The 26,893-nt window shown below is 45.4% G+C and carries 30 protein-coding genes; 16 read left to right on the top strand and 14 right to left on the bottom strand.

Annotated features, from left to right (window positions below; genetic code table 11):
- Positions 1-3 precede the first annotated feature (3 nt).
- The 3 genes from vopR (at position 4) to R7P36_RS14245 (ending at position 3,158) form a co-directional block, all read left to right on the top strand.
- Positions 4-981: a type III secretion system effector VopR gene (gene vopR / locus R7P36_RS14255; protein ID WP_213899510.1), complete on the top strand. Its 978-nt coding sequence runs from the start codon at positions 4-6 to the stop codon at positions 979-981.
- A gap of 230 nt (positions 982-1,211) precedes the next feature.
- Positions 1,212-1,670, top strand: coding sequence for a CesT family type III secretion system chaperone (locus R7P36_RS14250; protein ID WP_005377211.1), 459 nt, complete (start codon positions 1,212-1,214; stop codon positions 1,668-1,670).
- Between the two features lie 9 nt (positions 1,671-1,679).
- Positions 1,680-3,158 (top strand): hypothetical protein, encoded by a 1,479-nt coding sequence (locus R7P36_RS14245; protein ID WP_005387135.1) that lies wholly within the window; start codon positions 1,680-1,682, stop codon positions 3,156-3,158.
- An 89-nt stretch (positions 3,159-3,247) separates the two neighbouring features.
- Here the strand turns inward: R7P36_RS14245 and R7P36_RS14240 are convergent, their stop codons facing one another.
- The 10 genes from R7P36_RS14240 to vscN form a co-directional block, all read right to left on the bottom strand.
- The gene (locus R7P36_RS14240; protein ID WP_373921550.1) at positions 3,248-4,150 is read right to left on the bottom strand and encodes a DMT family transporter; all 903 of its coding nucleotides are present in this window, start codon (positions 4,148-4,150) and stop codon (positions 3,248-3,250) included.
- A gap of 106 nt (positions 4,151-4,256) precedes the next feature.
- Positions 4,257-4,967 (bottom strand): AraC family transcriptional regulator, encoded by a 711-nt coding sequence (locus R7P36_RS14235; RefSeq protein WP_158156528.1) that lies wholly within the window; start codon positions 4,965-4,967, stop codon positions 4,257-4,259.
- Between the two features lie 103 nt (positions 4,968-5,070).
- Positions 5,071-6,120 carry a SctU family type III secretion system export apparatus subunit VscU gene (gene vscU / locus R7P36_RS14230; protein ID WP_042523790.1) on the bottom strand — a complete coding sequence of 350 codons (1,050 nt, stop codon included), beginning with the start codon at positions 6,118-6,120 and terminating at the stop codon, positions 5,071-5,073.
- 15 nt (positions 6,121-6,135) lie between these two features.
- Entirely contained in the window at positions 6,136-6,921 is a 786-nt protein-coding gene (gene sctT, locus R7P36_RS14225) for a type III secretion system export apparatus subunit SctT (protein WP_213899509.1), read from the bottom strand.
- Positions 6,918-7,184 carry a SctS family type III secretion system export apparatus subunit VscS gene (vscS, locus tag R7P36_RS14220; RefSeq protein WP_005377227.1) on the bottom strand — a complete coding sequence of 89 codons (267 nt, stop codon included), beginning with the start codon at positions 7,182-7,184 and terminating at the stop codon, positions 6,918-6,920. The genes sctT and vscS overlap by 4 nt, the downstream gene beginning before the upstream one ends.
- Positions 7,185-7,197: 13 nt before the next feature.
- Positions 7,198-7,848, bottom strand: a complete 651-nt coding sequence (gene vscR / locus R7P36_RS14215; protein ID WP_005377232.1) for a SctR family type III secretion system export apparatus subunit VscR — start codon at positions 7,846-7,848, stop codon at positions 7,198-7,200.
- Positions 7,845-8,813 (bottom strand): SctQ family type III secretion system cytoplasmic ring protein VscQ, encoded by a 969-nt coding sequence (gene vscQ / locus R7P36_RS14210; RefSeq protein ID WP_017634547.1) that lies wholly within the window; start codon positions 8,811-8,813, stop codon positions 7,845-7,847. Before vscQ ends, vscR begins: the two co-directional genes overlap by 4 nt.
- Entirely contained in the window at positions 8,810-10,015 is a 1,206-nt protein-coding gene (locus tag R7P36_RS14205) for a type III secretion system needle length determinant (protein WP_033906162.1), read from the bottom strand. Before R7P36_RS14205 ends, vscQ begins: the two co-directional genes overlap by 4 nt.
- A 9-nt stretch (positions 10,016-10,024) precedes the next feature.
- Positions 10,025-10,486, bottom strand: a complete 462-nt coding sequence (locus tag R7P36_RS14200; RefSeq protein ID WP_005377236.1) for a type III secretion protein — start codon at positions 10,484-10,486, stop codon at positions 10,025-10,027.
- Positions 10,483-11,805 (bottom strand): SctN family type III secretion system ATPase VscN, encoded by a 1,323-nt coding sequence (gene vscN / locus R7P36_RS14195; protein WP_054575030.1) that lies wholly within the window; start codon positions 11,803-11,805, stop codon positions 10,483-10,485. Before vscN ends, R7P36_RS14200 begins: the two co-directional genes overlap by 4 nt.
- A 185-nt stretch (positions 11,806-11,990) precedes the next feature.
- On the opposite strand from vscN, the gene sctW reads away from it, so the two are divergent.
- The 13 genes from sctW (at position 11,991) to R7P36_RS14130 (ending at position 22,830) form a co-directional block, all read left to right on the top strand.
- Complete coding sequence (gene sctW, locus R7P36_RS14190; RefSeq protein WP_053307014.1) at positions 11,991-12,884, top strand: type III secretion system gatekeeper subunit SctW; 894 nt, start codon at positions 11,991-11,993, stop codon at positions 12,882-12,884.
- Positions 12,865-13,149, top strand: coding sequence for a TyeA family type III secretion system gatekeeper subunit (locus tag R7P36_RS14185; protein ID WP_054576989.1), 285 nt, complete (start codon positions 12,865-12,867; stop codon positions 13,147-13,149). Before sctW ends, R7P36_RS14185 begins: the two co-directional genes overlap by 20 nt.
- The gene (gene sycN, locus R7P36_RS14180) at positions 13,136-13,510 is read left to right on the top strand and encodes a type III secretion chaperone SycN (RefSeq protein ID WP_104975354.1); all 375 of its coding nucleotides are present in this window, start codon (positions 13,136-13,138) and stop codon (positions 13,508-13,510) included. The genes R7P36_RS14185 and sycN overlap by 14 nt, the downstream gene beginning before the upstream one ends.
- Positions 13,507-13,884, top strand: coding sequence for a type III secretion system protein VscX (gene vscX, locus R7P36_RS14175; RefSeq protein WP_054701657.1), 378 nt, complete (start codon positions 13,507-13,509; stop codon positions 13,882-13,884). Before sycN ends, vscX begins: the two co-directional genes overlap by 4 nt.
- 5 nt (positions 13,885-13,889) lie before the next feature.
- Entirely contained in the window at positions 13,890-14,231 is a 342-nt protein-coding gene (vscY, locus tag R7P36_RS14170; protein ID WP_005377248.1) for a type III secretion system chaperone VscY, read from the top strand.
- Positions 14,215-16,341 carry a SctV family type III secretion system export apparatus subunit VcrD gene (gene vcrD, locus R7P36_RS14165; RefSeq protein WP_086013006.1) on the top strand — a complete coding sequence of 709 codons (2,127 nt, stop codon included), beginning with the start codon at positions 14,215-14,217 and terminating at the stop codon, positions 16,339-16,341. Before vscY ends, vcrD begins: the two co-directional genes overlap by 17 nt.
- Entirely contained in the window at positions 16,341-16,754 is a 414-nt protein-coding gene (locus R7P36_RS14160) for an LcrR family type III secretion system chaperone (RefSeq protein WP_005377252.1), read from the top strand. Before vcrD ends, R7P36_RS14160 begins: the two co-directional genes overlap by 1 nt.
- 60 nt (positions 16,755-16,814) lie before the next feature.
- Positions 16,815-17,099, top strand: coding sequence for an LcrG family type III secretion system chaperone (locus tag R7P36_RS14155; RefSeq protein WP_005377254.1), 285 nt, complete (start codon positions 16,815-16,817; stop codon positions 17,097-17,099).
- A 10-nt stretch (positions 17,100-17,109) separates the two neighbouring features.
- A complete protein-coding gene (locus R7P36_RS14150; protein WP_272870541.1) occupies positions 17,110-18,933 on the top strand; it encodes a virulence-associated V antigen in 1,824 nt (607 codons plus the stop codon).
- A 12-nt stretch (positions 18,934-18,945) separates the two neighbouring features.
- Positions 18,946-19,431 (top strand): SycD/LcrH family type III secretion system chaperone VcrH, encoded by a 486-nt coding sequence (gene vcrH / locus R7P36_RS14145; protein ID WP_005377258.1) that lies wholly within the window; start codon positions 18,946-18,948, stop codon positions 19,429-19,431.
- A gap of 7 nt (positions 19,432-19,438) precedes the next feature.
- Complete coding sequence (gene vopB / locus R7P36_RS14140; RefSeq protein ID WP_005377260.1) at positions 19,439-20,638, top strand: type III secretion system translocon subunit VopB; 1,200 nt, start codon at positions 19,439-19,441, stop codon at positions 20,636-20,638.
- A gap of 10 nt (positions 20,639-20,648) precedes the next feature.
- A complete protein-coding gene (vopD, locus tag R7P36_RS14135) occupies positions 20,649-21,653 on the top strand; it encodes a type III secretion system translocon subunit VopD (RefSeq protein ID WP_170897332.1) in 1,005 nt (334 codons plus the stop codon).
- Between the two features lie 205 nt (positions 21,654-21,858).
- Positions 21,859-22,830: a TAXI family TRAP transporter solute-binding subunit gene (locus tag R7P36_RS14130; protein ID WP_005377264.1), complete on the top strand. Its 972-nt coding sequence runs from the start codon at positions 21,859-21,861 to the stop codon at positions 22,828-22,830.
- A gap of 293 nt (positions 22,831-23,123) precedes the next feature.
- Here R7P36_RS14130 and R7P36_RS14125 read toward each other — a convergent pair whose 3' ends face one another.
- The 4 genes from R7P36_RS14125 to R7P36_RS14110 all read right to left on the bottom strand — a co-directional run bounded on the left by R7P36_RS14125 (position 23,124) and on the right by R7P36_RS14110 (position 26,811).
- Complete coding sequence (locus tag R7P36_RS14125) at positions 23,124-23,894, bottom strand: sulfite exporter TauE/SafE family protein (protein ID WP_005377266.1); 771 nt, start codon at positions 23,892-23,894, stop codon at positions 23,124-23,126.
- A gap of 81 nt (positions 23,895-23,975) precedes the next feature.
- A complete protein-coding gene (locus R7P36_RS14120; protein WP_005377268.1) occupies positions 23,976-24,491 on the bottom strand; it encodes a hypothetical protein in 516 nt (171 codons plus the stop codon).
- 279 nt (positions 24,492-24,770) lie between these two features.
- Complete coding sequence (locus R7P36_RS14115) at positions 24,771-26,297, bottom strand: tripartite tricarboxylate transporter permease (protein ID WP_005377271.1); 1,527 nt, start codon at positions 26,295-26,297, stop codon at positions 24,771-24,773.
- A 19-nt stretch (positions 26,298-26,316) separates the two neighbouring features.
- Positions 26,317-26,811, bottom strand: coding sequence for a tripartite tricarboxylate transporter TctB family protein (locus R7P36_RS14110; protein ID WP_054701645.1), 495 nt, complete (start codon positions 26,809-26,811; stop codon positions 26,317-26,319).
- Positions 26,812-26,893: the final 82 nt, after the last annotated feature.

The raw sequence follows: 26,893 nt of genomic DNA, 5'->3' as shown, positions 1-26,893 counted from the left end.
CACATGGTCAATATTAATACATCGCAAATGCACTCGTTGAGTCAGTTAACGTCACATTTGGCGACACAAAATCAAGCTGACGACAAAGAGGTTCGAGCACACAACGGTAAAGATATTTTTGTTAAAGAGGGCGCACCAAAAAATAAAAGTATCAGAGCGCGTATTAGCCACCAGAATAAAGCGAAAGATATTGTAGTGAACCTGCTTACTAAGCAGGGTATTCCTAAAGATGTTGCGAAGCTCATGCTGAAAAATGTGTTGAACGGTGAAAACAAGTTAACGCTTGGGAGCCTGAAAAATCTTGAGAGATTGTCGTCTGGTCCTAGCTCAAATTGGCCCACTGCACAAACGGCAGCCTCTTCTTCCAAAACCAATAAAGCCTCATCGAGTGTCGCGCTTATCAACGAACATAAAGCCAACCTTCAAAAGCTTGGTGATTTTGCCTGTACGGACTTAAATACGTTCGGTGTTAAGGGGTCACAGTTTTATGAAACAAAAGGAAAGCCACGACTAAAAGAGCTTCACGCGGATCAAGCGCGAATCATGCAAGATCACAGAGCGACGATGTCCGCAAACGGAGTTCAAGCTGCAGCACAAAGAGGAACCGCACCGCAATTAAGCACTCTACAGAACATTGCTAAGGCAGTACAAACCGCGAAAGCCGGCTGCTGTACTACATTTGCCTTTGCTGCCGCCGCTGAGATGATTCAAGGCATGTCAGGAACACCTGAAAGTGAACCCAAAGTAGAAGTGGTTGCGTTTAAAAAGGGTCATTCAGGTACACACCTTTATGTACTGGTTGGTCGACAAGAGGGGAGCGACATAAAAGATCCATCAACGTGGAGTAAGGATGTGAAAATTGTTGACCCGTGGGCGACATCTGCATTCGGTGCACCAATGTTTGGAGATGCACAACGACCACCTGTTTCGAATATGTTCCCGCCAACAGAAGTCATTTTTGATAGCCATAAACTGGGTTAGTCACTCTGCAAAAGAAGTGAGCAAATACACCATGCTAAGCATCTAACCTTTATTGAAAGAGCAGCTCTGAGCTGCTCTTTTTTATTACTCTGGCAACTCGATTTTAGAGCGAGATTTCTGCGGAAAACCTCACAATGAAGGCGAAAAAGTGACAAAAATAAAGCCATTACCGACATCGTTCAATCTGCAATCGTTGTTCAATAGAGTTATTGAAACAAAAGGAAAAAGTTATGAACACGATTCAACAACTGCTCTTGGAGTTTTGCCAACTCAATGAGTTGCCCGAACTGAATTTTGAAGAAAATGAACGTTGTCAGCTACTGGTCGATGATCGCTACATGTTGTATTTCATCGCGACAGATACGGATGATTTGATGTTGTCTGTAACGTTCGGAGGGTTAGAAAAATCCGGTGAACAACGACTAAAAGGTTTAGAGCTTCTTGCTCATGCTAACTATCAAGGAATTGGTAGTGGCAACCTCGCACTTGCTTTAGCTCCAAATGGTCGACAGCTTGTCTTAGCAGGACGTAAACCCGTTGAGCATCTAAATACGACGAACCTTACCGCTTGGTTTCACGAAGTTATTGAACAGGCCGAGCTGTGGCAAGCGCGTTTCGCAATGTTGGATCAAGCGATTCCAACCACCTCTAATCATGAACAAGCTCATGTTCAATCACTTCGTGTGTAGGAGAGAAAAATGGTTAATACAACACAAAAAATCAGCCAAAGCCCAGTACCTGATCTAGAGCAGTTTCGTGCAGTTGCTGCGCAAAAAGATGACCGAGTGATCAGTAAAAGAGGTGAAGTAAAAGAACCTTCCACATTCCACAAAGGTCATAAGTTTGCTTCTATTCACGAAGGCGTATTGAGAAGCAAATACACTAAGTTTTTCCAAGAAAACATCAAAACTCACCTTGATTTAAAGCAGGCGCTACTTAAGCAAGAAAAACCTGAGGTTGCGCTGTTGGCTTACTCCCTAGTGAGTCCTTCAGGCTATCGCGGTGAGCCACTTACTGAGCGTAAAATCTTAGAAGTTGTCAGCCTATTGGATGAAATAAAAGTGAGCAGCGATACGTACCAGCAGCTTAAAAATACGTTTGATGCGATCAGCAAAGATCCGCGTATGCAGGTGAGTTTAGAAGCCCAGTATCCAGGAAAAATGGATGGCTTTGCTGCTGAACTGCTGCAGATGGGCAAAGAAAAGCTAAAAGGTTCTGGTGTTAACGCCGTTATTAACTTGGCATTACCTGGCGTTGGCTTATTGATTTCTACAGGTCGAGAGTTGCACAAAGCGGCCGTAAATGGTGATGCTGAGGCTTACCATCATCAGTTAGAACAAATTTCACAGTTGCCAGGGCGAGATCAACGTCTTTCTATGCCGATGCAGCAAACCTTGGCTCAAGGTCATGCGATACTGTCGGCTGAAGGTGGCATTGGAGCTACGTTAGGTATGGCGACGGGGAGCCTGGGCACGTTCGGTGTTAGCTCTGTAGCAACGGTGGGCGTCACACCGATAGCAAAAGAGGCAATCGGTTCTGCGGCAACGACTGCTATCATGAGTGGCGGTGGCTTTGTGGCGAACCAAGCTGGGGCATACGGGCTAAATACGGAAGTAAAAGAGCAACTTATGCAAGGCGAAATGTCTGGTGTTTTACCTAGACTTGAAGTTTCCAATGCAAAAGGAGACTTTACCTTCAGTATGCAAGATCCGGCTTCTGTCCGCGCATTAATGGCGTACCTTGGCCCTAAGGAGAATACTGCAATGACTTCTCCTCAAGCGCCTAAAGAGGCACAAGAGATGGAAGCCGCTCGATTAACACTGAAAAAGATGTTGGGTTCAGAGCCAAGTGAGCACTTGGTTCCTGACGTAGACTCTATCTTGAAGCTAAGCCCAGAGGATGCACCAAGTAAAACCGAGTCTATTGCTAACGGGGCGTTTAAAAAACTGTTAGGAGAAGATTGGGATTGGCTCATGCCAGCTGTTCGAGCGATTGATAAAGGGGAAGCAAGTAAAATCAACGAAAAGCTCACCTACAAGCTCCCCCTAGATGCAGCAAACGGACGGGTTTATCTTGATAAATGCCCAAACCTGAGTGACGTCCAATTAGATGCGCTAGAAAAACTAGGCTCACCAAGTCAATTGCGATTGATGTACTTGGCAGAAGGCTGGGTGTAATTTCAAATGGTAAAGTAGGGAGTAGGTGCTGCTCCTTACTTTATCTACCGTCAGCGTTACTTTTTGGGGCTGGCTCATCGCCATTGAATTTAATTTTTCGACTGAAGAAACAAACACACAAGTGTCAACGTTATACCAACCCAACCAATGAGAGAAATTTCTTCCCCAACAATCGCAACTGCTAGTGCTGCTGCGATAACAGGTTCAAATAGCGTGAGTATACTAGCTCCACTGGCTGTAACAAACCGTAGCCCAAACCCAAAAGCGATGTAACCTAACCCCATTGGAATCAAGGCCATGTAGAGCATGACCGTCGTATTAGTTGACGATGCAAATAGATTATCACCCGTGATAAAAAGTGTTGGTAGAAGCAAAACTCCACCAATACCAAAAACACTTCCCATGGCCGTTTGCGATTCAATGCCGTGGTCAATCATAGCCTTTACTCCCCATGAGTAAATGGCGTACGTCAAACCTGCCAATAGGCCAAGTAATACACCCCAATGCTTCATATCCTGATCAAATAAGCTATTTGCGGATGACTCAGAAGCCAGCAACAAGGTAATGCCAATGACCCCGATTGCGAAACTCATCATCCAGCGCTTGGTTATGGTCTGATTTCGGCTAAAGAGACACTCTAACAAAGCAGAAAAGAAAGGAGCAGTGGAGATAGAAATAACCGTACCAATAGCCACACCGGCGAATCGCATTGATGAATAAAAAGCCAGTGGGTAGGTGGCTAAGGCGATAATACTAACCAGTAACGTTTTCTTCTTATGTACGACTTTTCGAAAATCTCTCTTCAGTGACTTCGCAGACAGACATGCTTGCATAAATCCACCAATACCCATAGAAAATGCGCCAATGGCGAGAGCACTGACATCCGGTGCCAAGCTGGCAGCGGTGCCCGTCGTTCCCCACAGGGTTGAAGCAAAAAGTATGGATAAAGTTCCTAATTGATAGTCGGTGAAATGTTTTTTTAACACTGTAATTTCTACCTAGTGAATGGCTGTTTTAGGGTAGAAAGAATAAAAGAAAGCGATAGAGATTTTTGTGCTGAAAAGACGGAATACTTGTTCCAGAGGACTATTTTAGTGACTACCGGGAAAACTCTCTAGGAGACATACCAAAATGCATTGAAAACCGTCGACTAAACGCGGAAAGGTCACTATAGCCAACTCGTTCAGCTATCAACTGAACTGGAAGGTCTGTATGAGTCAGTAGTGCTTTGGCTTTTTCCATACGTTGTAGTGTAATGTACTTATGGACGCTCACTTTTAGCTGCTCTTTAAAGAGCTTTTTAAACTGCGTCGGACTCAAGCAAGCGGCATTCGCTAATGAGGCAATGGTGAGTGGCTGATCAAGCTGCTCGGCGATCACAACCTGTACATCTCGAATACGCGAATCTACGGAGCGAGACCGCTTTTGCTGCTCCAGCAACAGATAGAAGGTTGCAACCATTGAGTTTTCAATTTCATCATTAACCTGATACTCAAGTTGCTTTTCGACAAACTGGATAAAGCTCAGTAGAGGCGGGCTAATCGAAAACACAGCCACACTATTATCCATCAAATGAGTGGGCAAAGTGGTCATATCCGCAACAATAAAGCGTGATGACTCTTCGGCATTAAAACCGTGAGCACAACTTTTGGGGATGACTATGCAGTCGCCAATCGCCACCTTTCCGACATAGCTATCCATATCAATATGTATGTTGCCCTGGAGAGGAAGCACCAGTTGATGATAATCACTATGAGTATGTCGGCTCATACGTTTCGTGTAGGAGCGAATGCTTAAGCTAGATTTCATAAAAAACAACATACAGTTAAAGGATACCGCATTATAGCGTTGAAAGTATCGAGGTTGAAAGCTGGGCAGTTGTAAGCCCAGATCTTGAATGGGATGTGGTTTGTCAGTCCGCCTCGGACTCTAACGAGGCCAACCAACGAAGCACTTCCGCAGTTGCTTCAATAAGATCGCTTGGGATGTACTGGTCGACGTTGCCGTCGGCGTATAGTGCACGAGCAAGAGGGACTTTTTGCATCACAGGAACGCCTTCTTCTTTAGCGATTGCGACCATACGTTTGGCTACCGCCTCGGTTTCCATCAAAGTGATGACGGGCAGGGGCGTTTCGCCTTTCTTGTAATAAAGGCCAACCGCGATATGTGTTGGGTTTGTAACTAATACATTAGAACGTTTAACGTTTTCGCGCTGATTGGAGGCTTGTAGCTCTTGGTGCAACTGACGACGTTTGCTTTTTATTTCTGGACTGCCTTCCATCTCTTTGTATTCGCGCTTCACTTCGTCCTTGCTCATTTTGAGCTTTTTCGTGTGATCAAATTTCTGGTACGCAAAATCTGCGGCAGCGATGACGATGAAGCCTACCGAAGAGATAATCATTAATTGTTTAATCATGACGCCAGTAATGGTCGGGACACATTCTAGCCCACAAGTTGGAATTTGCATTAAAGCGTTGATGTTACCGCGTAATGTCACCCAGATAATGCAGGAAAGAAGAGAGACTTTAAGGATCGACTTGATAAACTCAATCACACTCTTAAGGGAAAAAATGCGTTTGGCCCCTTCGACGGGATTGATCTTTTTGATGTCGGGTTTAACGGATTCACCACTAAATAGGAACCCGAACTGCCCCATATTGGAAAAGATGGCGACGAGTGCAGCAACCAGAATAATCGGAGCGAGTAGATAGGCAATTTCTTTTGCGATGGCGATAGCGACATCGACTAGCGCATCTTGGAAACCCTGATAAGCAAGCTTACTTGGTAGGAGAATAAGCGCTGAGATGTGCGACATGTAATAATCGGCGAACGCAAACAGTACAATTATGAGCGCCAAAATTAATGCAGACGATACGATTTCTTGGCTTTTGGCAACCTGACCTTTCTGTCGAGCATCGCGTAACTTTTTTGCGGTGGGTTGCTCTGTTTTTTCTGCACTCATAAAGAATCCTAAGCGTTATTGCCAAATGGTATTGAGTTGTTCTGCGAATCGGGTAATGCCGTAAAACTGTACTTCAAAGTGATCCATCATTATTCCGAGATACACGATCAGTAAAACACTCGCGATGGCACTTTTTATTGGCATGGCAAGGAAAAAAACATTCAATTGCGGTGCAAAACGACTGATAAGCGCCAGACCAAACTCAGCAAGAAACATTGCCAACACTAGTGGAGCGGACATCAACACACCAAGCCACATAAGCTGTTCAAATTGCGCGTAGAAGAAGCTAACCCATGCGTCGCTAACGGTTGGGAAAAAGTCCACGATCGGCCAAGATGTATAGCTTTTGAATAACGCATAGATAAAAGTGACAAAGCCCCCGCCAGAGAAGAACAGGGTAATCAACGTTTGGGTCAGCAACACGGCTGTTGGTGTGGATTGTGAGCCTAGCGTTGGGTTAAACATACTTGCCATGGCAGCACCACGTTGGTTGTCGACCAGAAAACCGGCCGCTTCTATCGCCCAAAAGGGGATAGCAGCAACAAACCCTATCAATAGCCCAATTAATACCTCCTTACCCAAAATCACTATCAGCCAAATGCCGTCGGTTTCTGCGGGCAAGCTTTGCTGATTAATCATCGGAAATATAAACAGCGCGAGTGAGCAAAGCACACCATTTCTCACCATGGTGCCGCCTAGCATTTGCTTGCTCAAAATAGGCAAAAAGATGAAGCATGCCATTAACCGAGGTAACGTCAGACTGGACAAAAATAAAACCTGGTGTAAGTCGTGATAACTCATCGTATTTGAGGAATTTTATCCATAGCAAGCGAGGCGAAGGCGTGGAGCTCTGCCCCTAGCCATTGCGTTGTGACGAACAGTGTAATAATGACCGCGATAAGCTTGACCACAAAGCCTAACGTTTGTTCTTGGACCTGAGTTAACGCCTGAATAAGCGACACCAATGTACCAACCAATGCTGCGACTAAAATCGGCGGTAATGACAAGTACAACACTAGGGTTAATGCTTGAGTCGTGAAATGAATGATTTCAGCAGAATGCATACTTTCTCCGTGATTAACCGTAACTCAACACTAAGCCGTGGGTGAGCTTTGTCCAGCCGTCAAGCAAGACAAAAAGCAACAATTTGAAGGGGAGGGAAATCGTCATTGGCGATACCATCATCATCCCCATTGCGAGTAGGATATTCGACACAATTAGGTCAATAGCGATGAACGGTAAGTACAACAGAAAGCCAATTTCAAAAGCGCGAGTAAGCTCGCTGACGGTAAATGCGGGCAGTAAGAGCAATAAACTGTCCGACTCTAAACGGTCTACGTACTTCTGTGGCCACAATGTGCGTGCAGCATCAGTGAAGAATATGGCTTCGGTTTCCCGAATATGCTTTTTCAAAAATTCTCGATAAGGCTGTAAACCGCTTTCAATGAGGCCTTCTACACTTGCAGAATCTTCAAGGGAGATATCATGCTGCTTTACGTAGTCGTAGGTTTCAAACCCGACGGGAGCCATGATGAAAATTGACAGAATGATGGCCAATCCGTAAAGCGCCATATTCGGCGGAATTTGCTGTACACCGAGAGCGTTACGCAGCAGTGAGAATACAACGGCCAGTTTCACAAACGACGTCGCCATCATGGCGATAAATGGGATCAGTGCCAGCAGTGCTAAGCTGACAATGAGATTGAGCTCGTCGGGTAACTGGATCATGCTGGCTCCTGCGTGCCACCGAACAGCTCCAGTACGCGCACACCTAAATGTTCGTTAACATTAACCAGTTCACACTCACCAATGATTTTGCCGTTGGCACGCAATGTTACCGGCTTAGATACAGGCTGGTTTAGCTCGAATACGTACCCTGGCTGAAGCTGGTTAAGCTGCTCTAGCGTGATGGTTTGATGGCCGATATCAAACGTGAGTTCCACAGGCAGTTGCTGGTGGTCGGTTAACATTTCTGAAGTGTTTACGTCATTCATATTGGTTTCTTTTTCCATAATGTGAAGAGTTTGGTCATCCAGTTGGCAGCGCCAGAGATTCTGGTTAGATACTTGAAAAATGGCTTGTTGCTTGGCGATGTAACCATCGTCAAAAAAGATGACATCTCCCAGCTCGAGCGAATTAAATTCGCTTAACGTCAAATGGGTCCTTCCAAGACTTAACCACACAGGTAAAGCGAGGTGTCGAGCTTGTAGAGCAGCGCTGTTTGGTAGCGCATCCAACAACACGTCTGATCCTTCGCTAACCCACAAACAAAGAGAGCCGTTAGGCTTATTGAGGGTTAACATTAAAGTATGCTCTTGGGCCTGGCTCGCCTCTAACGGCTGTAGTTGACTAAGAATGGGTAACTGACCAAATAGCGCTTTGATTGCCTCACTATGCGGTTCTATCTGTGAGCTCAAAAGTGCTAACTGGAGGGAGTTAGGCAGGGACTCAAACGCAGTAGCATTTAAGGTCGATTTCAGCCAATGTTGGAGCTGCGCACGAGAAAAGTCTACTTGTAGGGTTTGCCCTCCAATCAACGTGGTTAAACGGAACCCTTCAAATGAAGGGATTTGAGCAACAGTAATCGATACGCTCTGACCATCAGTCCCTTGGAAGTGGCACTGTTTTGCACAAAGTTGATTGCTGAGCGCGATACTTTCTGCATCCACTTTGGGTATTATTAACGGTGTCATAGGTCATTCTCCGCTTGCCATTCTTCATACACGCTGCGTTGTTGGCGTGAGTGTTGTTGTTCATGTTGTTGTTGATCGAGCTGTTGAGTTTGTTCGCTGATCGCTAAGCGAAGTGGCTGCTCACCACCGAATCGGTTTAGCCGTTCAGCAAGATCTTGTCTAGCTTGCTGGCTAATAATGGAAAGGGCATGCTCTTGTCGAATCGTCACGCTATACCCTTGAGCGTCCAACTTGATGTGGATTTCGCCACCTTTTAATTGTCCTTCACTTAGAAACAGCCGAACCTCTTTGTTGTCCGATGCGGTTGGCAGAGCAACATAGATTTTATCCACCAATTGCTGGAGTAATTGGTTTACGTCTCGCGTTGGGCTTGGTTGAGCCTGCGAAGCAACACTTTTTAGGATGACATCGCCTTGTGTTACCGCACTTGCAAGGGGTTGAGAAGGCACTTTTTCTTCATCCGTTTTAACGGCGACTAGTGCGCTTTTCGTCACGATTTTTTCAAGAGGCTTGGTTTCAGGCAGGCCACCAGTTTGGTCTGATCGTTTGCCTGTATTCTGTAGCGGCGGAGTTGCACGCTTATTGTGCGTTTTTTCAGTTTGCCTTTTCGTTAAGCCAACAATGTTAATCCCATCTTGAGCGAGCTCTGTCGCTGTCGCATTTTGGGGGAGCAAGCCAGATTCAAGCGTAGAGAGATACTCCGGCGAGGTATGTTTATCCATCGGCGTCGGTTTATCATCTTTCAAATGAGCTTGAAAGTGAGGATCAACACGCTCGGTAGAAGGGGAGCTTAGAACTGTGTCGCCATCGCTTTTTCCATCATGTTTAAGCAATTTATTGTTTTTGCTAATTATTTCTTCGCTATTTGCTGCGTCGTCTTGCGATTTCTCTATATCTCTCTTACTGACGACGTCACTTTGACCTTTTAAAGTAGAGATGTTTTTGTCAGCGTTGGCTTCTTGGTTCGATAGGTTAAGTTTCTTATCTAGACCTTGAGATGTCTTATGCCTTAGCGGTATGTCTTCTTCGCCAGTATGATTTTTTTGGGGATTCCCAACGATAGACTCCTTTCCCTTGCTAGGCTTCTTCGTCATTGCATGCTCGAATTGTGATTGAAGCTCGGCCTCCTTCTCGAGAGGCGCTTGTTCCGGCGTTGATTTGTGCAGCGTATTCGATGTTTCAGTTGTTGGGGTAATGCGCATAGTGAACCTTTAGATAATGTCGACAGTGCGAAACTCTTCCTGTTCGAGTTCTTCTTGGTATTGCCTTTCTCGCGATTTTTCCGCGACTTCTTGTTGCTGCAACTGAACGAATTTTTCTTTGGTTTTATGGGCTTGTCGCGCCTCTTTTTGCTTTTCTTTAAGTGCCGAGCGTTCGATTTCAAGCGCTTTTTTTGACTCGGCCACACGTTGTTTAAGTTCGGCTTCTCTCTCTCTTAACAACGCGATTTCTTGTCTTAATGTTTCCAGCTCTTTAAGGACGAGCGTTTGTTGTTTTGCTTTAGCAAAACGTCGCTCTTCTTCTTCCTGGCGCCAAACGTGATAGTCCGCGACAGAACGTTCGGCCTTTTGAACCTGTGCTGCGGCGTTTGACACTCGGTATTCTTGACGCTTGACGGCTTTATCCGCACGGTCAGCGCGAATTTTTTTGATTTCTAATAAGCGTTCTATCATTGTTTCGCCATCCCTTTAAGTTGAGCGATAGCGCCATCAAGATCGCTTGGTTCATGAGTGCCTTGGCGTAAAAAGGCGCGTATATCATCACTTTGTGCAATGGCCATATCCGCTCGGCTATCTGCGCCATGTTGGTATTCGCCAATTTTGATTAGCAGTTCAACTTCTTCATACTTAGCTAACATTTCGCGAATATGAGCAGCAGACGCCTGATGATCGGATTCAACGATTTGATTCATCACTCGGCTTGCTGAGCGAAGTACATCAATGGCGGGATAATGGTTCATTGCCGCAAGTTTGCGCGAGAGAATGATGTGCCCGTCTAAAATTGAGCGAGTTTCATCCGCGACAGGCTCCGTCATGTCGTCACCTTCCACCAACACGGTGTACAGTGCTGTAATTGATCCTTTGTCTGATTGTCCAGCTCGTTCCATCAGCTTTGGCAAAGCGGCAAAAACGGAAGGCGGATAGCCACGTCGTGTTGGTGGCTCGCCTGCGGCTAGTCCAATCTCCCTCTGTGCGCGGGCGAAACGCGTCACCGAATCCATCAGCAGTAGCACGCGTTTACCTTGGTCACGAAAATATTCTGCGATAGAAGTGGCAACAAAGGCGGCTTTGGCGCGCTCCATTGCTGGGCGATCAGAGGTAGCGACCACTAAAACCGATTTGGCCATTCCTTCTTCGCCTAGGTCATGCTCAATAAACTCGCGCACTTCGCGTCCGCGTTCACCAATTAAGGCGAGAACGGTCACGTCAACTTCTGCGGAGCGAATCAGTTTTGCCAGTAGGGTACTTTTACCCCCGCCAGCCGCTGCAAAAATACCCATGCGCTGACCTTCACCACAGGTCAGTAGCCCATCAATGGATCGAACGCCAAGAGAGATTGGCTTTTCAATCAGTTTACGTTGCATTGGTGGTGGTGCATCGCGATAAACAGGATACCAAGCGCTTGGTTCTTGACTTTGCGTACCATCGAAAGGACGTCCAAGCCCGTCAAGCGTTGTACCTAACAGGTGGTCGCCAACACCCACTTCGTGCATTTTACCCATTGGGCTTACTTCTGTATTTGAGGAAATCCCAAACATATTTCCTAACGGAGTGAGCAAAGCGTGATGCTGCTGGAAGCCAACCACTTCCGCTAACAAAGACAGAGTTTGATCGGGATTACGCAACTCACACAGTTCACCTACACGAACGCCAGGGACGACAGCTTTGATAATGGTGCCGGTGACTTGCGTAACGCGCCCGCGAATTTGGATCAAACGCGTGTGTTTAATCGCAGATTGTTGGATATCAGTGATGTATGAGAAATCGTTCAAGGTAAAAATATGCGCAATGATTGATGCTGAGAGGATAGAAAGTATAAGAATCAATTTATAGTGAATATCAGTCGGGAGTTTTTAGAAAACTGAAAGCGCACTAAAAAAACACGTCTGATTTTGACAGCTTCAAAAAAGCGCACTTCCTATAATTCGCCTGTATTGTGCGGAAGGAGTGCAAGTGAATGAGTATTATCAACAATCATATCGCAACAAATCCAAAGTTTGATGCGTCTATCCAAAGCGGGTTGGAATCGTCTCGTCCCGACGTTTCACAAAAAGGCAATTATCGCGGTGAAACCGTCCGTGTTCACAATGCCACACAATCACTTTTTGATGCGATGGAAGAACTCACTTCACTCGGTTCCGAAAAAGCAGAGAAAGATCTGACTAAGCGCAAAGTGAAAGACAGTGGTGTTCGAGTTAATGAAGCACATGAACTCGTTTCGGACTATTTAAGAAAAGTCCCTGATCTTGAAAAGAATCAAAAGATCAAAGATTTGGCTACAAAAATGGCGGGAGGAAATATCTCGACCATCGCGCAATTACAAGCCTACTTGAATGGGTTTTCCGAGGAGAAAAGCCATCAATACCTAGCCCTAAAAGCCGTTAAAAAGTTTTTGAGTGCGAGTCCAGAAAGTAAACACCTACTAGCGCTGATTGACCAAGCACTTCTAAGAATCGAGCAAAACCCAGATACATGGTCTCAAATTGATACGGAAATCCGTGTCTCAAATTTTGCTGATGAATACAGCCAAGAGCAAGAGTTTAGCTCTTTGCATCAGCTGCGCGGCTTCTACCGCGATACCGTTCATAGTTATCAAGGGCTCGGCGCGGCTTATCAAGATGTAGTAGCGCGCTTTGGTGAGCAGGAGGTATCGACCGCTGTTGACTTTATGCTGCAAGGCATGAGTGCAGATCTTAGTGTTCAAGGTAGCAGTATCGACTCGGTTAAGTTGCAGTGGTTGATGTCCGATATGCAAAAACTCAAAACTCTAAATACGTTGCAAGATCGTGTGAGTCAGCTGTTCCAAATGTTTAAACCGGAAAGGACGAATTATGGCTTATCAAGTTTCTAATTTGATGGCTGATGTGATTGCGTTGGTAGAGCAGCGATGGGTAAGCAGTGATGAGATATGGAAAGTCGCCAACGCAATGGAATTGACGGCGGTAGAACAAAAAATCGATTTTTTTCGAGAGTTTCATAAGTTAGTTCGCGCAATCCCAATTGACGTATTCGCCGATGATGAACAACGACAGAATTTAATCCAAGCGGTACAAAAGGCGCTAGACGAAGCCATTGATATAGAAGAAGAGGAAGCGTGGGAAGATGAGTTGGATTGATGCATCCGTCGATGAATTTTGCCGAGGAATGGGGCTCTATGCCGTCGATTTCTCATCAGCTGGACGGGTGCAGCTGGATTTTGAGCAAAGTGGTACGCTGCATATTGAGCGACAGGGTGAGCAGTTATTCTTGATGTTGTCTCGAGCGTTATCTTGGCATCAAACCAGTGACATGATTCAAAGTGCACTGTGTTTGTGTCATGCCGATCAAGGCTGGCCTTTCGAAATTAAAACCGGCTTGTTAGATGAGCAAACTCTGGTTTTTTCAGCAAGGCTAAAAGGAGAAGAAGTAACACTGCCGACCTTAGAGCAAGCGTTTACGCTTTTGGCTCGTCTGCATAACGATGTGGCAGGCTCATGACTCGAGTCAGCACTTTAAACGTAGGCATCGAAGCCTTTACGCATGTTACTCATAGTGAAGTTAAGGCCGATTTCCCAGAGCGATTTCAATTGCTTCCTGATGGTCAGGCGGTCGCTACACATTTAGAGAAGCTCTATGACCTCCGGCCTTCAGACCAATATCTCATCGCGTTAACTAAGCCCAAGCTGCTGCACTCAGAGTTGTTGCGTCCAGAAAAATACCGTCAACAATTTGATGAAACGTTGGCTCAGATGCAAGTTCTTGCACAGGATTCAGGCTCCGCTTCTTTTATCAAAGCATCCGAAACGCTACAAAGTACGCAACTAGATCAGCGTTACCTCACTATGGCGCTCAATCTCCTTATTCAGGTCTAACCAACATGTTGAGATCCAAAGACATTGAACTCTTACTTGTTCATGCTGCGCTACAAGTTCAATACCAAAAGCCAGAGCATGCCATTTCTATTCTCGATGCGGTTCTAGAAATAGAACCGCAGCACAAAGAGGCGATGCAAACACTTGCTGTGGCGTGTTTACAAAGTGGTCGATATACCCGGGCGATTGAGGTGTGTGAGCACTTATTAAAATCTGACCTTCATCCTGACTCGGCAGGACTCTGGTTTTGTTTAAGCCAAGCGCGTTGGAAACAAAATGACGTCGATGGCGCCCGTCAAGCGCACCGACGCTATCTGCAATCTTTAAATAGTGAATCACATGAATAAGTTGATCGATATTCTAAACAAAGTAGGGCAACGCAAAGACATCATGCTTGCGGTGATGTTACTCGCGATCGTCTTTATGATGATATTGCCACTTCCTACCGCACTGGTGGATGTGCTGATTGGCACCAACATGAGCATTGCGGTGGTGCTGCTTATGTTAGCGATTTACATCACCACGCCACTTGAGTTCTCTGCATTTCCTGCGGTGCTATTGATCACGACATTGTTTCGTCTGTCTTTATCTATCACGACAACCCGCTTGATCTTGCTACAAGGCGATGCTGGTCAAATCGTTTATACATTCGGTAACTTCGTTGTGGGCGGTAACTTAGTGGTCGGTATCGTTGTGTTCCTGATCATTACCATTGTTCAGTTTATGGTGATCACCAAAGGCTCAGAGAGGGTAGCAGAAGTTAGTGCGCGCTTCTCACTCGATGCGATGCCTGGTAAGCAGATGAGTATTGACGGTGACATGCGTGCCGGAGTAATTGACGTACACGAAGCTAGGCACCGACGATCACTGATTGAAAAAGAAAGCCAAATGTATGGCTCGATGGATGGCGCGATGAAGTTCGTTAAAGGCGACTCCATTGCGGGTCTGGTCATCATTGTGGTCAACATCTTAGGTGGCGTCACGATCGGGGTAACGCAAAAAGGCATGAGTGCTTCTGAAGCACTTGAATTGTTTGCGATTTTGACCGTTGGCGATGGTTTGGTATCGCAGATCCCGGCACTCTTTATCGCGATTACCGCCGGTATTATCGTGACGCGTGTTTCTCATGAAGATTCTTCTGATCTTGGGTCGGACATTGGTGGGCAGGTCATTGCTCAGCCACGTGCGCTTCTTATTGGTGGTGTGCTTTTGGTGCTGTTCGCACTCATCCCTGGGTTTCCAAAAATCACTTTTCTGGTCTTGGCCGCCGTGGTTGGTGGTGGTGGTTTCTTCCTTTTCTATCAACAGAAAAAACAAGCGGAATCAGATAGCACCGACTTATCAAGCTTTGTTTCGCAAGGGGCCGGTTCGCCAGCAGCGAAGCCAAGCAAACCTACGCCTTCTAGAAACAGTAAAGGTAAGTTAGGTGAGCAAGAAGAGTTCGCCATGACAGTCCCGCTGTTGATTGATCTTGACGCGAGCCTTCAGGAAAGCTTGGAAGCGGTCGCATTAAATGAAGAGCTAGCAAGGGTGAGGCGCGCACTATATCTCGACCTCGGCGTGCCTTTCCCAGGTATCCACCTGCGTTTTAACGAGGGGATGCAAAATGGCGAGTACTTAATTCAGTTACAAGAAGTCCCGGTTGCACGAGGACGAATTGTTAAAGATCAACTCTTGGTGACAGAAGGGAATGAACAGATCGATTTATTAGGCGTGCCTTATGAGCAAGATGAAGATTTTCTACCCGGTATTTCTAGCATTTGGGTGGCACAGAGTTATGAGCAAAAACTCGTAGCCAGTCATGTCGGTTTTCTCACACCCGACAGGATTTTAACGTACCACTTGTCTCATGTTCTTAAGGAGTACGCACAAGACTTTATTGGTATTCAGGAGACGCGTTATCTGTTGGAGCAGATGGAAGGCAGTTATTCGGAGCTAGTCAAAGAGGCCCAGCGTATTGTTCCGTTGCAAAAAATGACGGAAATCTTGCAACGCTTGGTTTCTGAAGACATTTCTATCCGAAACCTTCGCGTGATCTTGGAAGCGATGGTTGAGTGGGGCCAAAAAGAGAAAGATGTTGTACAGCTGACGGAGTACATTCGTTCCAGCTTAAAACGTTACATTTGCTACAAATACGCGAGCGGACAAAACATGTTGCCCGCTTACTTATTGGATCAAAATCTCGAAGACACAATACGCAGCGGTATTCGTCAAACCTCAGCAGGGAGTTACTTGGCGTTAGATCCGTCAGTAACGCAACAATTTGTCAGTGATGTGAAACAGACCATTGGTGACTTAAGCCGCATGCCGAATAAACCTGTGCTAGTTGTGTCTATGGATGTACGCCGATATGTGCGAAAGCTTATTGAATCGGAATACTACGATCTGCCCGTTTTGTCATTTCAAGAACTAACCCAGCAAATCAATATTCAGCCACTTGGAAGGGTGGGGATGTAATGAAAACAAAACTAATACTCTCGCTGGCGCAAGCGGGGATCGAAGTGACGCCATACTTTTGGCAACAAAGTGAAATTCAACTTGGTTATCGAATTGAAGTTGAGGGCTTAGAGCTCGTTTTTCGGGTGGAGGACGGTGAAATCATCATCGTTCTTCTGAAACGCGTTCGTCCAAAATTGGGGTTGAGTAACCCCTTTGCCGGCTTATTTCTCTTGGCTGAACATGCCATTCAACTTTATCCCTCCGATTGGGTCATTCGCGGCAACGTCGATGTGTTACGTGGTAGCAACATGAGCAGCCAGCGATTGGCACAGTTCTATCTAAAAGCATGCGGTGCAAGCCATGATGAGCTAGAAGACTGGTACTGTTTACGCCTAGCAGATTATAGACCTTTGAAAAAGTTGAAAAAGTAAAAACTCACGACTGTTACTGACAGCACCGATGAGATGACCCGCTTTAAGATAGGAATCAAGATGAAGCAACCGTTTACCGATGCGATTGAGAACGCTGAGCTTGCCATTAGAAAAGCTGAAGACAGAACCGATATTTTTAACGAGCTATTGGAAGGCTTAGGTGTTGGTCCTGTTGCGGGGGATGTTTTACTTGGCGGCATAAAAGCGCCAGTAGATACCATGAAACGTGCAGAGCAAGAGCTAATAGACGAAGTCCAGCGCCGCCGGCAGCAACAAACTCAGCTACAAGGTACGTCAGGTAAACGCAGAAAGCGTCCCACAGTGATGCGCGGCATGATGATTTAGAGGTTTGGAAATGACGAATATGAAAACGACTGGCTCTACGACAGGAGCAACAGACACAGCTGCGAGTAGTGCACCATTACCCACTTTCCAACAAAACTTGATAGAGGCATTTACCCCTGTACTGGGTGAAGCAGAGACTCAGCAACTTGCCTCGATAATCTCTTCATTGCCAACTATCTCGGGACAAACGGAATCACAAAGCATCGCGCTTTATGTTGATACGCTTGAAAACCTAAAAGCGAAAAATAACGCGTTTGCTGGTATATCATTGACCGACACCGCATCTGTTTGGATAAAGTCGCTACAAAGTGCTAACTCAGATGGCGAATTAACCGCAGCCGAGTTTAATGCTCAAACAAACCAAACGCTATCAAATCAGTTTCAGGCTTGGTTTAGTAAGCTACTGACGGAAAACGTAGATAGCTCGTTATCTACTGAGTTTGTTAGTCAATTTAATCTGGGCACCCAGAGTAACCAAGCGGAGCAGATCGCCAACCTCTCCGAGACAGAACTGGCTAATGCCACCAAAGAAATTTCTCTTTTTGTTGCAGAGCTTGCTAATCAAATGGGCTCCCGTGAAGTGAGAGATGCTTCTATTTCTTTTCTTCGCAATGCCTTTAGTAGCTTAGGTTCCGTTAATCTCGCGCAACTGAAGAGCTCGGACTTTCTGTTGACTAAAGAGAGTTTCGCCCTTCAAGTCTCAGCTCAATTAAAAAGTAGTTTTCAAGGCATTGGTATTACTTTAAGCACCGATGACGCAAGTGCGCTAGCTAGCAGAATTACCTGGACTCCTGGTATTTCTAAACAGCAGCTTAAAGAAGCGTTAGATGAAATGGCCGCTCAAGTGAAAGGCCAATATAGCGCAGCTTATGGTGAGGCGAGTGGAACGAACAATCTAAAAGCAACACTTAATACTGTCATTGGTGGAACTGAGCCTTTGACCCTTTCTAGTCTGTTCGCCAACTTCGCGGTGAGTTTAACAAATATAGAAATCGATGACTTTTACCAGGACAGCGCGATAGCCGATGTCCAAAAGACACAAATAACGGCAGCTCAAGTTAATTTGATCAAAGAAAACACCGAACGAGATATCCGATTACAGTTTGAAAAAATAGTAAAAGGTGAATCTACCGGGGCTTCATTTACTGAGCGATACGAGGCATTGCGCAAAAACTTAGGGGCATTGAAAGAGCGTCTACTCAATATCACCGATAAAGAGAAAGCGGATCGCGAGGTGAGAGCAGAGCACTCTCTAACGGCTCGTGATTTGTTGGCCGTTGTTGAGTCCAGCATTGGAGACCGTTTTGATGAGCAAGTGCTGCTTGCACTAAATGAGCGTCGTGTTAACCGTTTAGAGAAACGTAATGACCAGAAAGAGGCATTAGAGGATCTCACAATACAGCTTAAAGTTTTTGGTGTTGTGCAATCAAAAATTCACTCTACGCAAAGTGTTGATGGGGTTTATAAACCGGGATATCCAGAAAGTAACTTCAAAGCGAGTGACTTTAACTACAGCAATCAAACGGATTTTGAAGCTTCACCTGAGTACAAGTATTTGACGGATAATAAGATAACAAACCATCGAGACTTCCTTCAAACACAAGGTATTACTATCGGTGATGGTGCTTCGTACCAAGACGAAGAGAAGTCGAAAAAGCTGTCTAATTTTTCTAGTTCTGTCAGTGCTAAATCCAAGTTGCTTAACGATGAAGTGCAAATCAAAACCACTGAGCTGAACGACACCAGTTCTCAATACAACTCGACCGTTGAAGCGATGAACAAGTTTGTTCAGAAGTACCACAGTATTTTACAAGAAATCCTACGAGCCATTTAAGGATAACCAACCATGACTAAAACAAACGCGACCGATCCATCTCAAATGCAAGCAGAAGAACTGCTGTCTTTTTTGGAAGAGGGAGGCACGCTAAAAATGTTGCACGATGTGTCTCAGGACACCATCGAACACATTTATGCCGTAGGTTACAACTTTTTCCAATCGGGAAAGATTGAGCAAGCAGCGAAAGTATTTCAATTACTCAGCATGCTTGATCATTATCAGGCGCGATTTTTCATTGGCCTTGGCGCGGCTCGTCAGGAGTTGGGTGAGTATCTGCAGGCAATAGACGCCTACAGCTACGCAGCGCTAGTGGACGTAAATGATCCACGCCCACCTTTTCACTCTGCTGAATGTCACCTTAAACTGGAACAACTGACAGAAGCAGAGAGTGGGTTTTACAGCGCGAAGGAGATGTCTGCCGGAAAATCACAATATGCAGATTTGCATGAGCGTGCAGGCATCATGTTAGAAGCGGTGAGAAATAAAAAGGAGTAATTAGACTATGAGTTCTATTGCACTTGACCGCATCCAGACACAGGTTTATAGCCCTGAATCTGGCCAAGCCACGTTAGATAACGTGCAGAAAACGGCGTCTACAGCGACGCCTTCTGTGACGGTAGAAAACGTGAAGAGTAAAGATGCAGATGTACTGAACACCGGAAAAGTAAAAGTTCAGTTAGATGCACCTAACGCAGCTGTTAGTGACAAAGTGAATGATTTGACGCTAAAAGCCATGGCACAGCTGCAAAAGATCGTCGATACCATTGCAAAATCTCTCCATGCAGTTGCAGACCAAACAGGTTCGATTGCCGTCAAAATCATCGCAGGATCTGCTGATGATTTTGAAGTAGAGCTTGCTGCTATCACGGATAAACTGAAAAGTGCTCAAAACGAGCTGAAAATTCAGGAAGTGAAGGTCGCAAAAGCTAAGCACGAAAAAGAGATGGTGGAAAACCAAGACAAAATCAAAGAATCGGAAGCCGCTGCAAAAGAAGCCCAAAAATCAGGCTTAGCAGCGAAGATCTTTGGTTGGATCAGTGCGGTGGTTTCTATTGTTGTTGGTGCCGTAATGGTGGCAACGGGTGTTGGTGCAGCAGCCGGTGCACTTATGATCGCTGGTGGCGTCATGGGAGCAGTGAGCATGGCGTTGCAAGAGCCAGCCGTTCAAGATGCGCTAAAAGAAGCGGGCGTAAATGTCGATGTGCTAAACAAAGTCGTAATGGCATTAGAAATCGCCGTCGCGGTTATCGGAGCTGTTGTGACGTTTGGTGGTGCAGCTGCTGGCGGTATCGCGAAACTTGCAGCAAAAGGTGCTGGTAAGGTAGCTCAAAAGGTCACGGAAATCGCTACGAAAGCCGCTGCAAACATGGCGAAAGTGGCGGATATGGGCACAAAAGCTGCGACAACAACAGCGAAAGCGATTCGTTATGGCGCAGAAACCGTCGATCTTGCCGTCAACGTGGGTAAAGGCGCAACGGACAGTGTCCATGCTGCTAACAATGCTCACGTAACAGAGATTCAGGCTGATATCACAGACCTTCGAGCCAAAATGACGTTAAGCCAGGCTGTCATTGATAAGCTCAAAGAAGAGATTGGTAAGTTGATGGAAGACTTCCAAGAGCTGATGAGCCTCATCATGCAAATGATTCAAGCGAAAAGTGAAACTATGCAAACGGTGTTAAGCCGTCCTGCAACGGTATAAGGAGTTTATTATGCTAGATAAAGTAGGCGGAACGGGTCGTGGTGAACTATACGGTTTAGGCGATACCATTAAAACCAACAAAGCAGAAAAAGCGCCGGAAACAAAGCTTGAAGCGGGTGCCGTTAAAAGCCAAAGTGAGTCTGGTGTTTCTGGTGCAGCACGCTACCAGTTAGAGACACCTAAAGCTCCCACAGTGAGTAACCAAGCTCAAGTTGTTGCAAACTTAATGAGTGCTCTTGCGCCGACGGTGAGCTCATTAATGAGCACAACGATGAAAGCGCTTAACGGTGAGGAGGTGATCAAGTCACCATCAGATGCGGTATCACAATCGTTGACGCTATTAACATTGTTGTATCAAGTATCAAAGCTGAGCCGTGAGCAGCAAGTGCTACAACGTGAAATTGCTGTTGAAGCAAACGTCGCGAGTTTAGAAAGCCAAGCGGCAGAACTAAACAACTCGGCAAGCGCAATGATCGCGATGGCAGTCGTTTCGGGTGTATTAGCGGGTGCTACCGCAATTATTGGTGCCCTTGGTTCTTTCAAAGCAGGGAAAGAAATCAAGAATGAAATGGCGAGCAATAATGTACTGAAAACGCAAAAAGCTGGCTTCGATCAAGCAGAAGAGTTATTAAATAACAATAGCTTGTCTAAAACGCAGCAAGATCAGGTTAAGCGTGCGCACTCACTAGCGAAAGACAATATCGCAGACACGACAGCGCAGCTGACAAGTGGTGGCCGTAAGTTCGATAAGTTGATGAGCTCAAACCAAGCGAAGAACGCGATTCTTCAAGCTTTGGGCCAGATGGCAAACTCAGCATCGAGTGTAGAGCAAACCAAAGCGCAAGCGCGCAGCAAAGATGATGAAGTACAAGCGACTCGCGCACAAGCAGCCAAACAGAAAGCCGATGAAAACATTGGTTTCCAAGAAGGTTTATTGAAAGAGCTACGTGACTTGTTCCGATCTATCTCAGATAGCCAGAACCAAGCGTGGCGAGCGTCAGTCCCAACGGTGTAACCATCCGTTTCACTAACTACAAAGCGTTGTTTATACAACGCTTTTTTTATGGGATAAAAGTATAAACGCTATTTATCAGCAGGTTAAGTTGATAAAAAAATATATATCTATAAATCAACCTCCAAGGATGAGAACTCAAACGTTATCAAATTGTTAACGGTTGCTATACTTAAACGGTCATCAACACAGGTAAAAGGGATGTTCAATGTTTAAGTTTAAGCAAATCGCACTTGCGGCTTCTTTGGCTGCACTCACAACAGGCTTTTCTGCGTCTGCGGAGGAAACGTTTGTCACGATTGGTACCGGTGGCGTAACAGGGGTTTATTATCCGACTGGTGGCGCTATTTGTCGCTTGGTTAACAAATCGCGAGAAGAGCACGGTATCCGTTGTTCGGTAGAAAGTACTGGGGGATCGATTTATAACATCAACACTATTCGTGCTGGTGAATTGGACCTCGGTATCGCGCAATCAGACTGGCAGTATCATGCTTACAAAGGAACCAGTAAGTTTGAAGAAAGCGGGCCTTTTAAAGAGCTGCGCGCCGTATTCTCCGTTCATCCAGAACCGTTTACTGTCGTTGCACGTAAAGACGCGAACATCAAAACTTTTGATGACTTGAAAGGTAAGCGCGTCAACATTGGTAATCCTGGTTCTGGTCAGCGAGGTACTATGGAAGTGCTAATGAACCAGTATGGTTGGAGTAACGACGACTTTAAGCTTGTCTCTGAGTTAAAAGCAGCAGAGCAATCAAAAGCACTTTGTGATAACAAAATTGATGCGATGATTTATACCGTTGGTCACCCAAGTGGAGCGATTAAAGAAGCCACTACGTCGTGTGATAGTAATATCGTAACGGTAGCTGGACCTAATGTAGAAAAACTGGTTGCAGACAACAGCTTCTATCGTGTCGCAAATGTCCCAGGTGGTATGTATCGTGGCACAGATAGTGATGTTCAAACCTTTGGTGTGGGCGCGACGTTTGTTTCTTCTACTGCGGTACCAGAAGATGTGGTTTATAACGTGGTTAAAGCGGTATTTGAAAACTTCGATGATTTCCGCCGTCTCCACCCAGCGTTTGCAAACTTGAAGAAAGAGGAAATGGTAAAAGACGGTTTATCTGCGCCTCTTCACCCAGGTGCGCTCAAATACTACAAAGAAGTAGGGCTGATTAAGTAAGCGTTACTTTCTCTTATTATTGATGTAAAACGCCATCTTTCTCGATCAATGCCACTCGTTTAACCGCGAGTGGCATATTTCTATTTCTCGTCACCCTGTACAGCGACGAAGGAGCGTGATACAGGCTCTTCCATCCGAGCACTTTGTGATCAAAATGGTTTCATTAGCCGCTCAGTGTAGTGCTATTAGATTCCTAACCTCGCTGGAGTGACACAAAAAATCGTTAAGCCATCTGCATTAATCTTTCGCGCTGGCGTTTTTGTAGGAGTGTTATCCACTTGTACAAGTTTTGCTTAAACATAAACATCAATGAAAAAGTAGATAGTGATGAGAATAGAAGAAAGAGCAACAAACCCTTTAACATGATTAGGATTCAGTTGACGAGAGACACGAGCTGCAAGATACCCACCTACCAACGTACCGACCAAAACAACACTACCTGTGTGCCAGTCAATGGAGCCATTGGCAACAAAAATCACGATAGCAATGAGTGAAACACACGTAGATACGAGCAATTTCAAACCGTTCATTAAATTAATGTCTTGGTGGCCAGCTACTACCAGATAGCTCAGAACAATAACCCCTAAACCTGCGTTGAAAAAACCACCGTAAGCAGAGACACCAACAAGTAGTGAACCCAACGCGATTGCTCCGAGTATGCCAGCATGTTTGTGCTCTTTCGCGACAGTTTTGATTAGCATTGTTAAACGAGAACCGGTGAGAAAAAGCACGGTGGCAAATAAGAGTAACCAAGGGATAGCTTCCATAAATAGCGATTCTGGCGTGTTGAGCAACAGATATGCTCCGACAGCGCCGCCGACTAAACTGAATGAGACTGTGAACAGCAGTTCATGCTTGTTCTTCATGATCTCTTCTCTGAACCCGACGGCTCCACTAATGTAACCCGCACATGAAGCATATGTGTTTGTTGCGTTAGCCATAATAGGAGGAACACCAACTGCCAATAGAGCCGGAAAAGTAATAAAGCTTCCGCCTCCCGCTATGGAGTTAATGATCCCACCAATTACGCCAGCAATGAATAAAAGTGAGAGTTCTAAAAGCATAAACAATCCTTGTTATGTTCTTTTTTATTGTTAGAGCTTCAGATGATCTAACCTACATGCTCTAATGTTCTGATATGAGGTTTACTTTACCCGCTCTAAAACAAAATTGTTCAGTTCTGTAACGTTTTTGATGACATGAACGGCTTTACTTTGAGAGTACCCTTCGAGGCGATACATAAAGTCATCATTCCAGAATGCGGGGCATTGCTGAAGAACTTTGTAGCTTTGTAACGTTCCTTTCAGTACCGAACTACCATCAGGCCAACCTTCAGGTTTTATGAATAGTCCTTTAAGGAGACGTTTCGTCACAAACCAATAGCTTACGGAGTATGGTAGATCAATATAAATGAGAGTATCGGCTGCATCTAAACGAGCGTTGAAAGAGCTGATCGGTCCAAGGCCATCTATAATCCAACGATCTGAGCTTAGTATATTGCTATGGGCTTCATCAAAAACGTTACGCTCAACGGGAGCACCGTTTGGTTTATAGACTATTGAATCTAATTGATGAAGAGGAAGACCGGTAGCAGACGCGATTGCTTTACTTACCGTCGATTTTCCACTGCCGGGTTTACCAAAAACTGCTATTTTTTGCATTGTGACCGCCTCCAAGAGAGCTTTTCCCATACGGTAGAGACAGAAAACCCACCGCTATGGGTGGGTTCGATAAATACTGAGCGCATCAAAAAATCCCACCATTCCTATGGAATGATGATAATTCGTTGGTTAAGTTGCGCTAAGTGTGTGTTCATACAATCACCTTCATATAACGACAGTGATTTGTCAATACCATCTGCACAATAAGCGAACGATTTGGAGGGCGGAAGATAAAGCCATCACGATGGATGGCTTTATCTAGGTTGAAAGAGACAGCGATTACTGCTCAACGCTGACTGGCTGTGCTTTAAACTTTTGAATCAGCTTTACGATTAGTGGACTTGCCAATACCAATACAGCTAAAACAGTAAAGGTAAGGGTAATAGGACGCTCCCATAGGAAACTCAGTTCTCCATCTGAAATCATTAATGCGCGGCGTAAGTTCTCTTCCATTAATCCTCCAAGGATGAAGCCCAGCAATAAAGGTGCGAGCGGGAAGTTAGCGAGCCGAAGTGCAATGGCAGCCATAGCCACAATCAGCATCACGAACACATCCATAGTGTTAAAAGAGACCAAATAAACCCCGGTGATTGAGAAGAATAAAATCATCGGTAGAAGCACCGTTCTTGGAACCGCCAAAAGCTTTGAAATGTACGGAATCAATGGTAAGTTCAGGATCACAAGTACGATGTTGCCGAAGTACATGGAAATGATCACTGACCAGAACACATCTGGGTGTTCAACAAATAGGCGAGGGCCAGGTTGAATACCATAAGCGATCAGCGCACCGAGCATTATTGCTGTTGTACCAGAGCCCGGAATACCAAGCGTTAATAGCGGTACAAATGAACCACTAGATGCTGCATTGTTCGCAGACTCTGGCGCAACCAAACCACGGATACTGCCTTTACCGAACTCATCCTTTTTCTCTTTAGGTGCGAGGTTGCGCTCCATACCATAGCTTAAAAAAGCAGCAATGGTTGCCCCTGCGCCAGGAAGAACGCCAGTGAAGAAACCTAATATTGAAGAGCGAATTGAAACAGGCGCAACATCTTTGATTTCTTCCTTGGTCACTTTCATTGAGCCAATGTTGCTCAGCTTTTCTTGTTCTTCATTGCTGGTGTCTTTTGATGGTTTAAGGATGCCCATCAGTGTCTCACCCAGTGCGAATGTCGCCATTGCAAGCAACAAGAAGCTAAAGCCATCCATTAAATCCGTTAAACCGAAGGTAAAGCGTTCAACGCCTACGCCTTTATCGATTCCAACTGTAGATAGCATCAAACCAAGAATGGTCATCATCCACGCTTTGATTACCTGACCTTTCCCCGCAAAAGCCGCGACTGCTGATAACCCAAGTAGCATCAACGCAAAATAGTCCGACGATTGGAAGCTAAGGGAGACGCTAGCCAATGCTGGTGCGGCAACAAGCAACATAATGGCAGATAGCGTACCGCCAGTGAAAGACGAATAAGCTGCCAAAGCTAATGCTTTACCTGCCTGGCCTTTTTGAGCCATTGGGTAGCCGTCGAATGCTGTGACCACGGTTGAAGAACAACCCGGCGCGTTAATTAAAATCGACGATGTAGAGCCACCAAATACCGCACCGTAATAAACACCCGCCATTAAAATAAGGCCAGAGGAGGGCTCTAGGCCATAAGTAATTGGGATCATCAAAGCAATGGCTGAGATCGGCCCAAGTCCAGGTAACATGCCGATAAATGTACCGACGAAGCAGCCCACGATCACCATCATAATGTTCATTGGCATTACTGCGGTGGATAAACCTTGTAGAATTCCATCTAACATAATTCAGTCCTTTCTTTGACTACCAGATGGTGAAAATCAAACCCGGTTCGAGATAGATGTCCAAACCTTGAGTGAGTAATAAGTAGAACGCGATCACGAATGGAAACGACGCGCCAAACAGAACGGGTTTACGTCTTTCCCCGAGCAGATAAAAGCCAGCCAATAAAAAGAAGGCAGTAGCTATCACAAAACCTAAGTAAGTCAGGCCCACGCCGTAGAGCGCCATTAAAATTAAAAATGCAATCAGTAACTTCCAATTGAAGGTCAGCACTGCGCCACTTTGTTTATCTGGTTGTCCTGTCACCAGCAATAGCAAAGAAAGGCCGACACCAACGTAAGTCAAGATGGTTGGCAGAGTACGTGCGGTGAATGGTTCATACTCATCACCTGGAAACAATGGAATCTGCGAGGTTTGATAACCGTAGCAAAGACAGAAGAGTAGAAAGATCATTGCGCCGACACGGTCACGACAGAGCAAATATTCTTTGGTGAAAAAGTTGGTTGAACGAGACATATTCAACTCCTAACAAAAGTAAAAAAGACCGCATATGGACGTCAATGAATAAACTAAACCATTAACAATTAAGCATTTCGCT

Source organism: Vibrio sp. 397 (assembly GCF_033339395.1).
Classification (GTDB): Bacteria; Pseudomonadota; Gammaproteobacteria; order Enterobacterales; family Vibrionaceae; genus Vibrio; species Vibrio alginolyticus.
The sequence above is the reverse complement of the archived record's forward strand: the minus strand, read 5'-3'. Positions and strand labels throughout refer to the sequence as shown.